The following is a 12,775-nucleotide window of genomic DNA, read 5'->3' on the forward strand; positions in this document are numbered from 1 at the left end:
CCTTTGTCGTTCAACGACTGATGGGAGAAAACCATGAAAACACCCTCACAGCCGCGCGCAATCTACTATGTCGTAGCAATACAAATTTGGGAATATTTCAGCTTTTACGGCATGCGTGCGTTACTTATTCTCTATCTGACCCACCAACTTGGTTATTCCGACAGCCGCGCCATTAGCCTTTATAGCGCCTATGCTTCCCTGGTTTACGTTACGCCGATTCTTGGCGGCTTGCTTGCCGATCGCCTGCTTGGCAACCGTGTCGCCGTCATTGCCGGCGCGGTGCTGATGACCCTGGGCCATATCGTACTCGGGCTGAGCGCCGTCTCAACACATTCACTCTATCTGGCATTGGCGATCATCATCTGCGGCTATGGCCTGTTTAAATCCAATATCAGTTGCTTGCTGGGTGAGCTGTATCAGCCGCAGGATACGCGCCGTGAAGGGGGGTTCTCTCTGCTGTATGCCGCCGGTAATGTCGGTTCGATTCTGGCGCCGATCGCCTGTGGGTTGGCGGCGGAACGCTACGGGTGGCATGTAGGTTTTGCGCTTGCGGGTATCGGCATGTTGGCAGGGTTAACGATTTTCCTGTGCGGTAGCCGCCACTTTCGCCATACGCGTGGTGTGGAAGCTGCTCAAATGTCGGCGACCACGTTACGGGTACCAAACTGGGTATGGCTGAGCGTCATGCTGCTGTTGGCTCCGTTGTTTTTCACCGCGTTGTTCATTTACGATTTGGCCGGACAATTACTGATGCTGGTGTGTGCTGCTGCCGTCGTGATGGTGATGCGGATCATGGCCCGGGCCACGGCGATACAGCGGCGCGGGTTGTGGCAGATTGTCACGTTGATGCTGTTGGGGACCTTATTCTGGGCTTTCGCCCAGCAAGGCGGCAGCTCCATTAGCTTATTTATCGACCACTATGTCGATCGCCAATGGTTCTCTTGGTCAGTACCGACCGCATTGTTCCAGTCGGTGAATGCTTTTGCCGTCATGTTTGGCGGTGTGATGCTGGCCTGGCTGGCAAGAGGAAATGGCAGCGGGAGCCGAACTCTGCGTATCTGGGGAAAATTCGCCTTCGGTTTGTTGCTGATTGGCGTGGGTTTTACCCTGATGGCACTGAACGCCCGTTACGGGCAAGGATCGATGGCGTTAATGATCGCCGGGCTTTCGGTTATGGGGCTCGCCGAACTGTTTATCGACCCTGTCGCGATGGCGCAAATTACGCGTCTGAATATTCCCGGCGCCACCGGGGTGCTGACCGGCATCTATATGCTGACCACCGGTTCGATAGCCAATTACCTGGCGGGCATTATCGCCGGCCAGACCGCTGACGACCCGGCAACAGGCGCGACAGCGCAAGCTTATGTCCACCTGTTTGCTCAAATTGGCTGGTGGGCGATGGGGTGCACTGCGGCAGTGGTTGCGGTGTTGGCCATGTGGTGGTTATTGGCGGGGCGGCATATCCGAGCGGTTAATGCTTGATTGATGGTATGACGGGGGTTAACGTGCAGCTATCTGGACGTCATTAAGCCTAATCAATGAAGAGTAATCAATTATCTGCACAGCTTGCCCGCCAATTGGGTGCAAACCGGCATCTGCTGGTGGCATTCAGCGGCGGGTTGGACTCCACCGTGCTGCTGCACCTGCTGGCTATGTTACGGCAGCAATTGCCGGAATTGCAGTTACGTGCGGTGCACGTACATCATGGCCTGAGTACTTTTGCCGATCGGTGGGCAGCGCATTGCCAGCAGCTATGCGCTGCCTGGCGATTGCCGCTGGTGGTTCAGCACGTGCAGGTTGACGGCAGCCAAGGCGGCATTGAAGCCGCCGCCCGAGCCGCGCGCTATGCGGCCTTCGCCAGCACGCTGGAGGCCGGTGAGGTCTTGCTTACCGCACAGCATCTTGATGACCAATGTGAAACCTTCCTGCTGGCGTTAAAACGTGGCAGTGGCCCGGCGGGCCTGTCGGCGATGGCTGCAGAGGCAACGCGGGGGGATCATAGTTTGCTGCGCCCGTTGTTGGGGATTTCACGCGAACAGTTGGAAGCCTACGCGCAGCAGCATAAACTCACCTGGGTTGACGACGACAGCAATCAGAACCCGCGCTTTGACCGTAATTTCCTGCGTCTTCAAGTGTTGCCGCTGCTGAATCAGCGCTGGCCGCATTTTGCAGCCGCAACGGCGCGTAGCGCCAGCTTGTGTGCCGAGCAAGAGCAGTTGCTGGACGAGTTATTGGCAGAGCAACTGCACGCGTTGCTGGATGAAGACAATGCGCTGGCTATTGAGGGTTTGCTGGCGTGTTCAGCAGCCCGGCGTTTTGCTGTGTTACGCCGTTGGATTGCGTCATTCGACGTTACCATGCCCTCACGTGAACAGCTGCAACGGCTATGGGAAGAGGTCGCACTCAGCCGCGACGATGCCGAACCGCAACTGCAACTGCGGCAATATCAGATCCGCCGTTTCCGCCGGCGTTTATACCTGTTGCCGCTAATGGCCGATCTGCGGGATCTCAGCCTAAATTGGTCATTGGCAGAGCCACTCACATTGCCGGACGGATTAGGCACGTTGGTCAGTGGGGAGGGGGATATTTGCCTGCGGGCGCCACAGCCACAACAAAAAGTGAGCATACGTTTTGCTGCCCAAGGTAAACTCCGCATTCTTGGTAGAACGCATTCCCGGCCGATCAAAAAATTGTGGCAAGAGTTGGGGATTCCTCCCTGGCAGCGTGAGCGTATCCCGATGGTCTATTATGATGATCAACTTATCGCTGCGCTGGGGGTTTTTGTCTGCGAGGACGGTCAAATACCCGAAGGGCAACAGCCCCTGCGGTTGCACTGGCATAAAAAATAATAAGAGACCCAACCTACCTGACGTTGTCTTTTTGTTGGCGACCTGTATTTGCTCCAGTCACGTACGATTTGTACGTCCAGGGGGCGTTTGGTTGCCACCTCGATGCAACGCCAATGGTTTTGGGCATAGCGAAGGAGCAATGATGAAATTTGTGAGCGCAGTGGCGGTGATGTTGGGGTTGTGCAGCCTGCCAGCGATGGCTGCGGGCGATGCGGCGGCGGGTAAGGATAAATCTGCCAGTTGTATGGCGTGCCACGGTGCGGAAGGGAAGGTCTCCGTGCCCATGTACCCGAACCTGGCCGGGCAAAACGCCATGTATCTGGAGCATGCATTGCAGGCGTATAAAAAAGGCGAGCGTAATGGGGGGCAGGCAGAAGTGATGAAGGCCTACGTTTCAGCGCTGTCTGATGATGATATTGCCGATCTGGCGGCCTACTATGCCAGTCTTAAACCCTAGCAGAAGCCATAAAAGACGAGGGCAGCCGTTGGGCTGCCCTGTTGGGATGGCGTTACCGTTTAATCAGTCAGACAGGCTGACGACCACGGTACCGATTTCCGGATGACTGAAACTGAGGATATGATCCAGACGCAAGCTGAGAGCATTGCCGGCCTGATCGATAATCAGATACTCAACGCCCTTGGTAAACTTCAGCTCGGTGGCCTTGCCTTCGAGTTTTTCTCCGTCGCGTAACTCCAGCTTCAGAATGTAGTTATGCTGACAGGCGAGTTCCAGGCTTTCATAGTCATCGCAATTGATGGATTGGTACTCATCATTCATCAACATAGTCGCTCACCAATAAGTTAGCGGCGGCAAAGGCCGCCTGTTCCCTAACGGAGGACGGTAGCGCGTTATTCGCAGCAACTTCGTCCAATGCCTTTAATACACATGCTAACGCATTAGGCACGTAGCCGAGATCACCACTGCCGATCTCAGCGTAAAAACGGCGTACTAACTCACAGTATTGTTGCACAGTTTCCTCCCTTAAGAACCTCTGCGTCATCGAAGCCCTACAGCGATGAGGCGCAGGCTCTCGGAGCTTGACTCTATCCTAGACGACTATAGCACAGCTATTGTGGAGTTATTAGCACCTCCGCATGGCTTTCGTGCCGTGCTTTTCCCGGCCGCGCTGGCAGCGGTTAGGCCAAATCTAGTACACTGTCGCCTTATAATTATGAGGTCACCCATGGCGCTGAAAGCTACAATTTATAAAGCCACGGTCAATATCGCTGATATGGATCGTCACTTCTACCACGACGCCACGCTCACCTTGGCCCAGCATCCTTCCGAAACTGAACAGCGCATGATGCTGCGTTTGCTGGCTTGGATCTGCCACGCGGATGAGCGTTTGGTATTTACTAAAGGCCTGAGCGCTGACGATGAGCCGGAAATCTGGCAGCGGAACGACCATAACGGGCTGGAAATGTGGATCGAAATGGGATTGCCTGATGAAAAGCGGATCAAGAAAGCCTGCAATCAGTCACCGCGGGTCGTGTTGTATGCTTACGGTGAACGCGCCGGCCATGTGTGGTGGCAGTCGATGCAGAGTAAGGTGGCAAACCACAAAAACCTAAGCATCCGTTTTCTGGATGATGAACAATTGGGCAAATTGGCCGCGCTGGCCAGTCGAAATATGACGCTACAGGCTACGCTGCAAGAGGGAACTATCTGGCTTTCTGACGTTCAGAATAGTCTGGAAATCCAGTTTGCCGAGTGGCAACAGGCACAGGTGTGATTGGTGTTAGAACTGTCAAGAAACGTAGCCATACCGGATAACGAGCTGGAATTAACGGCGATCCGTGCACAGGGTGCGGGTGGTCAGCACGTGAACAAAACCTCAACGGCTATCCATTTGCGCTTTGACATCCGGGCATCCAGCCTGCCAGAGTATTACAAGGAAAGATTGCTGGCCCTGAATAATCATTTAATTACCGCTGATGGCGTCGTGATTATTAAAGCGCAGGAATATCGCAGCCAGGAATTAAACCGCGAGTCGGCGCTGGCCAGGTTGGTCGCGCTAATTCAGCAGGCGATGGTGGTGGAAAAGGCGCGCAAAGCGACCAAGCCCACGAAAGGATCAAAATTACGCCGGCTGGAAGGCAAGGTACGTAAAGGCGCAACTAAAGCGCTGCGCGGTAAGATCCGCACTTAAGGATACATACACCCAATATAATTGGCGTTGCACCGAGTCGGCCAGTGAACGAATTCCAATGCGCTTGCGTGGTAAGTGATTCGGATAAGGGAGCACTGGCAATTTAGAGGCAGCGGCAAGAATAAAGGATATAAACACAGTAGGAGAATAACTGTGAAGAAAATAACACTGGCCTTGTTTTTAGCGGCAGGGGCACTTTCGTTACTGGGATGTAATAACCACTACCAGCCGAAAGAACAACCACTTCAGGCGATGCAACAAAGCTACCAAGGCATTCTGCCTTGCGCTGATTGTGGTGGCCTGGATACCTCGTTGTTCCTGGATAAAGATGGCACTTTCGTGTTGCAGGAAACTTACCGCGGTACCAAAGATGGCGATCAAACCTTTGCTGATTACGGCAAGTGGGCGCGTACAGCGGATAAGTTGGTGCTGACTGACAGCCGTGGTGATAAACGCTATTTCCGTCCGGTTGGTAAAAGCCTGGAAATGCTGGATCAAACCGGTGCTGTGATTGAGTCTCAGCTGAATTACCGTCTCGATCCCGTAGAGAAGGCACTGCCTAAGACACCGATGTCGCTGAAAGGCAGTTACACCTACATGGCAGATGCGGCAGTATTTAAAGACTGCGCCACAGGCCAGACTTTCCCGGTTGATAATACTATCGCCCTGGAGCAAGGTTATGCCAAAGCCTATAAAACCCCGGGTGAGCCGGTGTTCCTGACCCTGAATGGTCACTTCAGCGTTCAGCCTTCAATGGAAGATGGCTTAACGGAGAAAGCGCTGGTGCCTGACGGCAAAATTGCTTTCGACCGCAGCAAAAATTGCGACAGTAAATAAGCGTCATAAAAAAACCCGCCTCGGCGGGTTTTTTGTTTTCAGCTGTCGCGGATTAGCGCGTGATCTGGCCTAACAGGAAATCAACGATTTCACCGGTTTTGATCATGCGTTTCTCGCCGACGCGGCGGTTTTTGTACTCAATCTCTTCGGTGTCGAGGTTACGATCGCCGATAACAATAGAGTGCGGTACGCCAATCAGTTCCATATCAGCAAACATCACGCCTGGACGCTCTTTACGGTCATCAAGGATCACGTCGATGCCGTGTGAACGCAGGGTGTTGTACAGATCTTCCGCCAGTGCTTGCACGCGGAAAGATTTGTGCATGTTCATTGGCAGAATCGCCACCTGGAATGGAGCGATAGCATCTGGCCAGATGATGCCGCGTTCGTCATGGTTCTGCTCGATAGCCGCAGCCACAACACGGGTCACCCCGATGCCGTAACAACCCATGGTCAGCACTTGGTTACGACCGTCTTCACCCTGAACCGTGGCTTTCATCGCTTCAGAGTATTTGGTACCGAGCTGGAAGATATGGCCCACTTCGATACCGCGTTTGATCAACAGCGTACCTTTACCGTCCGGGCTGGCATCGCCTTCCACAACGTTACGGATATCGGCAACCTGTGGCAGCGGCAGATCGCGCTCCCAGTTGATACCGAAGTAGTGTTTACCGTCGATGTTGGCACCGGCACCAAAATCACTCATTGCCGCTACGCTGCGATCGGCCACGACAGGAACCTGCAGATTAACTGGGCCAAGAGAACCAGGGCCAGCGCCGATGATGGCGCGGATTTCTTCTTCGGTGGCGAAGACCAACGGAGCAGCAACCTGCGGCAGTTTTTCGGCTTTAATTTCGTTCAGTTCATGATCGCCGCGAACCAGCAGGGCAACCAACTTGTGGCCGCTTTCTTCTTTAGCACGCACCAGCAGCGTTTTGACGGTTTTCTCAACCGGCAAATTGAATTGCTCTACCAGCTCGGCAATAGTTTTGGCGTTTGGCGTATCCACAATGCGCAGTTCTTCACTGGCAGCAGCACGCGGCTCCGCAGGGGCAACGGCTTCGGCCAGTTCAATGTTGGCGGCAAAGTCGGACCCGGTGGAAAACACGATGTCGTCTTCGCCGCTGTCAGCCAGCACCTGGAACTCGTGTGATGCGCTACCGCCAATAGAACCGGTATCGGCATGTACCGGACGGAAGTCCAGGCCCATGCGGCTGAAGATTTTGCTGTAGGCTTCGTACATCGCATCGTAGGTCGCTTGCAGCGATTCCTGCGTGGTGTGGAACGAATACGCGTCCTTCATCAGGAATTCGCGAGAGCGCATCACACCAAAACGTGGGCGCACTTCATCACGGAACTTGGTCTGAATCTGGAAGAAGTTCAGCGGCAGCTGTTTGTAAGAGCTGATCTCGTTACGGATCAGATCGGTGATCACTTCTTCGTGCGTTGGACCCAGTACGAACGGGCGCTCGCCGCGATCGACAAAACGCAACAGTTCAGGACCGTACTGTTCCCAACGGCCACTTTCCTGCCACAAGTCGGCAGGCTGTACCACCGGCATACATACTTCGATCGCGTTAGCATTGTTCATTTCTTCGCGAACGATGTTTTCAACCTTTTTCAGAACGCGCAGACCGGTTGGCAACCAGGTATAAAGACCCGAGGCCAGTTTGCGAATCATCCCGGCGCGCAGCATCAGCTGGTGGCTGATCACTTCGGCATCGGCAGGTGTCTCCTTCAGGGTGGAGAGCAGATATTGGCTAGTACGCATGGTGTTTTGGTTCCGTTAGAACTGCAAATTGCATTGGGTAGCCACAGTGGCGGCCAAAAGTGGTTTAGTTTACCAGTGCAAGCGGGTTGTCAAAAGAGAGACGATGGATTTTTAACGCAGGTCGAGAGACAGCACCTCGGTTTGTTGATCCACGACCCGCCAGCGTACGTTGAAATCCAGTAACCAGACCGCGTAATCCCGTTCCACTTCTTGCCCCTTACGGTAGGCTGGACGTGGATCTTGAGCCAGAACCTGAGTGATAAAGCGCCGTAACTGCGGGTAGCGTGTTTGATGTTGCTGTAGCTGCTGTTCCGCTTCAGGGGCAAAAAACACGGGCATATCACCGGCTGGCGCTGACTGAGCAAATCCGGCACGCGCCTGTGGCTGGCTTTCGGCAAAGGGCAGGTAGGGTTTGATATCCACCACTGGCGTACCATCAACCAGATCGAGGCTGCCCAACTCAAGCACGACGTCGCTGCCCTGAGTACGCACATTTTTTAATTCAATCAGCGACATACCGAGCGGGTTCGGACGGAAAGTCGAACGGGTCGCGAATACCCCCATTCGGGCATTACCGCCGAGGCGGGGTGGGCGGACGGTTGGCCGCCAGCCGCCTTCCATGGTTTGATGGAAAATAAACATCACCCAAAGATGGCTGAACTCACTGAGGCCGCGTACTGCTTCCGCCTGATTATAGGGCGGCAGCAGCACTAACTCACCGCCACCATCTTCCACCAACCCCGGCTGACGGGGTACGGCGAATTTTTCTTTATACGGTGAACGGATGGTTCCGATCTGATTGAAAACAAACTCGGTCATTTGGACGAAACGTTAAGCGCTGAGCCTTGGCAAATGGCCTGTTGGTAACAGCCGGCAACGCCACTGACAATCTGGCAGTCGTGCAATAGCACGGCATTTGCTTTCATATAAGAAGCGCGGATTTGCATGCGTTTACGGGCTGTCGCCAGATTAGGTGGAGAATCCTGCACCGTCGTTTGGCAAGACTCGCCGGAAACTTCACCCAGATCGCGGAATGGCTTACCGACTAACTCTTCTGCACTTTTATACAGTTTAACCGGCGCAGGACGTGCCGCTGAGGTCGTTTTTGTTGGCGTTGTTGCTACCGGTTTGCTGGTGCTGTTTGTTGAGGGGGGCGCGAAACGCTGCGACGAACACCCTGCTAGCGCAAGCGCTAACAAACAGAGAGGTAAAGCACGCATTGAGATTCCTCTGCCTTGATGGAATATAGAAGTGGCGCTATTGAAGCAATCTATCGTGGAAATAACAAGACGGGCCGGAGCCCGTCTAGATTTCTGACAAACACCCGAAAAACGTGGTTTTCGGATGTTTGGGGTAATGTAGAAAATATAATCCTTTGTTTTTATTAGTACTAAATGACTGCATCAGTCGCAAAGGATTTGATTAACAGTGTCAGACGGGCCGAAGCCCGTCTTGCAATTATAGGAATAAAATCGGTAATGAATAATTACCAACCTTTAACTGCACCACCGTTAAAGATCTTGTTGGCCGCTTCGTTCACTTCGTCAGATTGGTAAGCCTGAACGAATTTCTTCACGTTTTCCGCGTCTTTGTTATCTTCGCGGGCAACCAGCAGGTTCACATACGGCGAGTCTTTGCCTTCAACGAACAGGCCGTCTTTCGCTGGGGTCAGGCCAATCTGGCTGGCGTAAGTGGTATTGATTACCGCCAGTGCGATTTGCTGATCATCGAGTGAACGTGGCAACTGTGGTGCTTCCAGCTCGACCAGCTTCAGGTTTTTCGGGTTCTCAGTTACGTCCAGCACGGTCGGCAGCAGGCCAACACCGTCTTTCAGTTTGATCAGGTTAACCTTCTGCAGCAGCAGCAGGGAACGGCCCAGGTTCGTTGGGTCATTAGGCAAGGCAACCTGAGAACCGTCTTTCAGTTCGTCCAGAGATTTGATTTTCTTGGAGTAACCGGCAATCGGATAAACGAAGGTATTGCCGACTGCGACCAGTTTGTAGCCGCGATCCTTGATTTGCTGGTCCAGATAAGGTTTGTGCTGGAAGGCGTTCAGATCGATGTCACCTTTGCTCAGCGCTTCGTTTGGCAGCACGTAGTCATTGAACGTTACCAGCTCGACGTCCAGACCGTATTTCTCTTTCGCCACTTTTTGCGCGATTTCGGCGACCTGCTGTTCAGCACCGACAATGACGCCGACTTTAATATGGTTCGGATCTTTTTCTTCTTGACCACAGCCTACCAGAGCCAGAGTACCGATCAGTGCGCCGATTGCTGCGATGGATTTAAATTTTAACGACATATCCCTTCCTCATTAGACTCGCATTTGAAATACGCTTTACCCTTTATCTTTCAAAGCCCAGCGTTGTTGGCTGTGTACGCTCACCCCAATTACTGTTCATGGGGACTCGCTTACTTGCCGACTGGCCAGGTTCTGAAATCTATCGGGTAGATATCAGCGCAGTTGCTGTAAAAACTACTTATGGGTGACGGCCTTGACGATCCGGTCACCGAAGAACTGAATCAGATAAACCAGCACCACCAGTAATACTAATACGGTATTCATTACTGTGGCGTTATAACCGATATAACCGTACTGATAACCAATCTGCCCCAGCCCACCTGCGCCAACAGCGCCGCCCATGGCGGAATAACCCACCAGAGTGATCAAGGTAATGGTGGCGGCGTTAACTAAACCCGGCAGGGCTTCTGGCAACAACACCTTTTTAATGATTTGCATCGGGGTTGCGCCCATCGCACGGGCCGCTTCCACCAAGCCAGAGGGGATTTCCAACAGCGCGTTCTCTACCATACGGGCAATAAAGGGGGCAGCGCCTACGGTCAGTGGCACGATGGCCGCTTGCAGGCCAATCGACGTACCGACGATCAAACGAGTAAATGGAATCATCCACACCAACAGAATAATGAAGGGGATGGAACGGAAAACGTTCACTAACCCAGACAGTGTTCTATATAGCGTATTGTTGGCGGCGATTTGCCCCGGACGAGTCACATACAGCAGCACGCCAACCGGCAGGCCGAGTACGAAACCGAAAAAGCCGGAGACAAAGGTCATCATGACGGTTTCCCACACGCCACGAGCCATTAACCACATCATTGCCTCAGACATAACCCAGAACCTCTACTTTTACCTGATTTTCCTGCAGGAACTTAATCGTTGCCAATGCGTCTTCATCACTGCCGTGGAGCTCAGCGAGCATCACGCCAAATTTGACGCCACCGGCATAGTCCATCTGCGCACTGATGATGTTGTTATTCACGTTGAAACGGCGGGCAGCTTCTGACAGCAGCGGCGCATCAACTGACTGGCCGGTGAATTCCAGACGTAATAGTGGCTGACGGCCACCACTGCGTTCAGGCGCCAGGCGCTTGGCATAGTCATCCGGGATATCCAGGTGCAGCGTGGATTGAATGAACTGCTGGGCCAGCGGGGTTTTCGGGTGCGAGAACACTTCGCTGACACTGTCTTTTTCAATGAGTTGGCCCTGGCTGATAACCGCAACCTGATCACAGATGCGTTTTACCACGTCCATTTCATGGGTGATCAGCAAAATAGTCAGACCAAGACGACGGTTAATGTCTTTCAACAGTTCCAGAATTGAACGTGTGGTGGCCGGGTCCAGGGCGCTGGTGGCTTCATCACACAACAGAACTTTAGGTTGGCTTGCCAATGCACGGGCAATTGCCACGCGTTGCTTCTGGCCGCCTGACAGGTTAGCCGGATAGGCATCATGCTTATCTGATAAACCGACCAGTTCCAACAGTTCGGTCACGCGTTTTTTGATTTCAGCGCGCGGGGTGTTATCCAGCTCGAGCGGCAAAGCAACGTTGCCGAACACGGTACGGGAAGACAGCAGGTTAAAGTGTTGGAAAATCATGCCAATCTGACGGCGTGCGCGCGTCAGTTCGCTTTCAGACAGCGACGTCAGATCCTGTCCGTCGACCAGCACCTGGCCTGAGGTTGGGCGCTCAAGCATATTGGCGCAGCGGATCAAGGTACTTTTACCGGCGCCTGATGCACCGATAACGCCATAAATTTGCCCGGCAGGGACGTGAAGCGTCACGTCAGAGAGCGCGTTAATCGTGCGCGAACCCTGCTGGAACACTTTGGTGATGTTAGAAAGTTTAATCATATTCTTCTTATTTTAGCGTGGTTGCCCGTGGCTAGATAAAAGTAAACCTTGGCGTGGACCAAGGTATGACTCAGATGTTAAGGCGTCTAGACGTCTAAGTCAACGATCAACGCTGTTCTCTTCCGTTCTCAGCATTGGGTAAAACATGCGATACTGTGCACGTTTTCAGGCCCTCAGGAGCAAACCGGTGACACAAAGCGTTCCAGCAATTTTCCTCGATCGTGATGGCACGATTAATGTCGACCATGGCTACGTCCATGAAATCGATAATTTCCACTTTATTGATGGCGTTATTGACGCCTGTCGCGAACTTAAAAAGATGGGCTTTGCTTTGGTATTGGTGACTAACCAGTCTGGCATCGCACGCGGTAAGTTCAGCGAAGACCAGTTTATGTACCTGACTGAATGGATGGACTGGTCGTTAGCCGATCGTGATGTTGATCTGGATGGCATCTATTTCTGTCCACATCATCCAGAAGCAGTAATAGAAGAGTTCCGCCAAGTGTGCGATTGCCGCAAGCCTCAACCTGGCATGTTGTTGCAGGCGCAGCAGGAATTGAACATTGATATGGCTGCTTCTTATATGGTTGGCGACAAACTGGAAGATATGCAGGCGGCAATGGCGGCGGGTGTTGGCACAAAAGTACTGGTGCGTACCGGCAAGCCAGTCACTGAAGAAGGCGAGAAACTGGCAGATTGGGTGTTAAACAGCCTGGCAGACCTGCCGGAAGCCATTAAAAAGCGGGTTTAGTAGACGTTATGCATGAATAGTGAGCGGTCAGATAAAAAGTGAATATTAATCCTTGTCATTCTGAGCCGGCTCCCTATAATGCGCCTCCATCGACACGGAACATGTGAACAACTTCACAGAGTCTCCGGGGTTCGAAGAGAAAAAATCCTGAAATTTAGGGGTTGACTCTGAAAGAGGAAAGCGTATTATACGCCACCTCGAGATAGCAAGCTACGGCGGCTAACTCACTGCTCTTTAACAATTTATCAGACAATCTGTGTGGG

At 53.0% G+C, this 12,775-nt stretch carries 15 protein-coding genes; 7 read left to right on the forward strand and 8 right to left on the reverse strand.

Annotation, left to right across the window (positions count from 1 at the left end; all coding sequences use genetic code 11):
• The first annotated feature begins 33 nt into the window (after positions 1-33).
• The 3 genes from dtpD (at position 34) to AC2FC2_RS14985 (ending at position 3,306) form a co-directional block, all read left to right on the forward strand.
• Positions 34-1,482, forward strand: coding sequence for a dipeptide permease DtpD (gene dtpD, locus AC2FC2_RS14975; RefSeq protein WP_490659461.1), 1,449 nt, complete (start codon positions 34-36; stop codon positions 1,480-1,482).
• A gap of 56 nt (positions 1,483-1,538) precedes the next feature.
• Positions 1,539-2,849 (forward strand): tRNA lysidine(34) synthetase TilS, encoded by a 1,311-nt coding sequence (gene tilS, locus AC2FC2_RS14980; RefSeq protein WP_490659462.1) that lies wholly within the window; start codon positions 1,539-1,541, stop codon positions 2,847-2,849.
• A 139-nt stretch (positions 2,850-2,988) separates the two neighbouring features.
• On the forward strand, positions 2,989-3,306 hold the full coding sequence (locus AC2FC2_RS14985; RefSeq protein WP_209639922.1) for a c-type cytochrome: 318 nt from the start codon (positions 2,989-2,991) through the stop codon (positions 3,304-3,306).
• Between the two features lie 63 nt (positions 3,307-3,369).
• Here AC2FC2_RS14985 and rof read toward each other — a convergent pair whose 3' ends face one another.
• Together rof and AC2FC2_RS14995 are read right to left on the reverse strand one after the other, a co-directional pair.
• Positions 3,370-3,627 (reverse strand): Rho-binding antiterminator, encoded by a 258-nt coding sequence (gene rof, locus AC2FC2_RS14990; protein WP_004952197.1) that lies wholly within the window; start codon positions 3,625-3,627, stop codon positions 3,370-3,372.
• Complete coding sequence (locus AC2FC2_RS14995; protein WP_490659463.1) at positions 3,620-3,820, reverse strand: YaeP family protein; 201 nt, start codon at positions 3,818-3,820, stop codon at positions 3,620-3,622. Before AC2FC2_RS14995 ends, rof begins: the two co-directional genes overlap by 8 nt.
• A 213-nt stretch (positions 3,821-4,033) precedes the next feature.
• On the opposite strand from AC2FC2_RS14995, the gene AC2FC2_RS15000 reads away from it, so the two are divergent.
• The 3 genes from AC2FC2_RS15000 to nlpE all read left to right on the forward strand — a co-directional run bounded on the left by AC2FC2_RS15000 (position 4,034) and on the right by nlpE (position 5,836).
• Positions 4,034-4,582, forward strand: coding sequence for a YaeQ family protein (locus AC2FC2_RS15000; RefSeq protein WP_209639924.1), 549 nt, complete (start codon positions 4,034-4,036; stop codon positions 4,580-4,582).
• Positions 4,583-4,585: 3 nt separating this feature from the next.
• Positions 4,586-4,999 (forward strand): alternative ribosome rescue aminoacyl-tRNA hydrolase ArfB, encoded by a 414-nt coding sequence (gene arfB / locus AC2FC2_RS15005; RefSeq protein ID WP_037426459.1) that lies wholly within the window; start codon positions 4,586-4,588, stop codon positions 4,997-4,999.
• A gap of 153 nt (positions 5,000-5,152) precedes the next feature.
• Positions 5,153-5,836 (forward strand): envelope stress response activation lipoprotein NlpE, encoded by a 684-nt coding sequence (nlpE, locus tag AC2FC2_RS15010; protein WP_037426436.1) that lies wholly within the window; start codon positions 5,153-5,155, stop codon positions 5,834-5,836.
• A gap of 52 nt (positions 5,837-5,888) precedes the next feature.
• Here nlpE and proS read toward each other — a convergent pair whose 3' ends face one another.
• The 6 genes from proS to metN form a co-directional block, all read right to left on the reverse strand.
• A complete protein-coding gene (gene proS / locus AC2FC2_RS15015) occupies positions 5,889-7,607 on the reverse strand; it encodes a proline--tRNA ligase (RefSeq protein WP_265556454.1) in 1,719 nt (572 codons plus the stop codon).
• Between the two features lie 111 nt (positions 7,608-7,718).
• Entirely contained in the window at positions 7,719-8,426 is a 708-nt protein-coding gene (gene tsaA / locus AC2FC2_RS15020) for a tRNA (N6-threonylcarbamoyladenosine(37)-N6)-methyltransferase TrmO (protein ID WP_209639930.1), read from the reverse strand.
• Positions 8,423-8,827 carry an Rcs stress response system protein RcsF gene (gene rcsF, locus AC2FC2_RS15025; protein ID WP_209639933.1) on the reverse strand — a complete coding sequence of 135 codons (405 nt, stop codon included), beginning with the start codon at positions 8,825-8,827 and terminating at the stop codon, positions 8,423-8,425. The genes tsaA and rcsF overlap by 4 nt, the downstream gene beginning before the upstream one ends.
• Before the next feature lie 266 nt (positions 8,828-9,093).
• Entirely contained in the window at positions 9,094-9,909 is an 816-nt protein-coding gene (locus tag AC2FC2_RS15030) for a MetQ/NlpA family lipoprotein (RefSeq protein ID WP_037426426.1), read from the reverse strand.
• A gap of 174 nt (positions 9,910-10,083) precedes the next feature.
• Positions 10,084-10,737, reverse strand: coding sequence for a methionine ABC transporter permease MetI (locus tag AC2FC2_RS15035; protein WP_012146460.1), 654 nt, complete (start codon positions 10,735-10,737; stop codon positions 10,084-10,086).
• Positions 10,730-11,761 (reverse strand): methionine ABC transporter ATP-binding protein MetN, encoded by a 1,032-nt coding sequence (gene metN / locus AC2FC2_RS15040; protein ID WP_209639936.1) that lies wholly within the window; start codon positions 11,759-11,761, stop codon positions 10,730-10,732. The genes AC2FC2_RS15035 and metN overlap by 8 nt, the downstream gene beginning before the upstream one ends.
• Positions 11,762-11,948: 187 nt before the next feature.
• On the opposite strand from metN, the gene gmhB reads away from it, so the two are divergent.
• Positions 11,949-12,512: a D-glycero-beta-D-manno-heptose 1,7-bisphosphate 7-phosphatase gene (gene gmhB, locus AC2FC2_RS15045; RefSeq protein WP_209639939.1), complete on the forward strand. Its 564-nt coding sequence runs from the start codon at positions 11,949-11,951 to the stop codon at positions 12,510-12,512.
• The last annotated feature ends 263 nt before the right edge of the window (positions 12,513-12,775 follow it).

This window comes from Serratia sp. CoH_122_TC_1, from assembly GCF_058191755.1.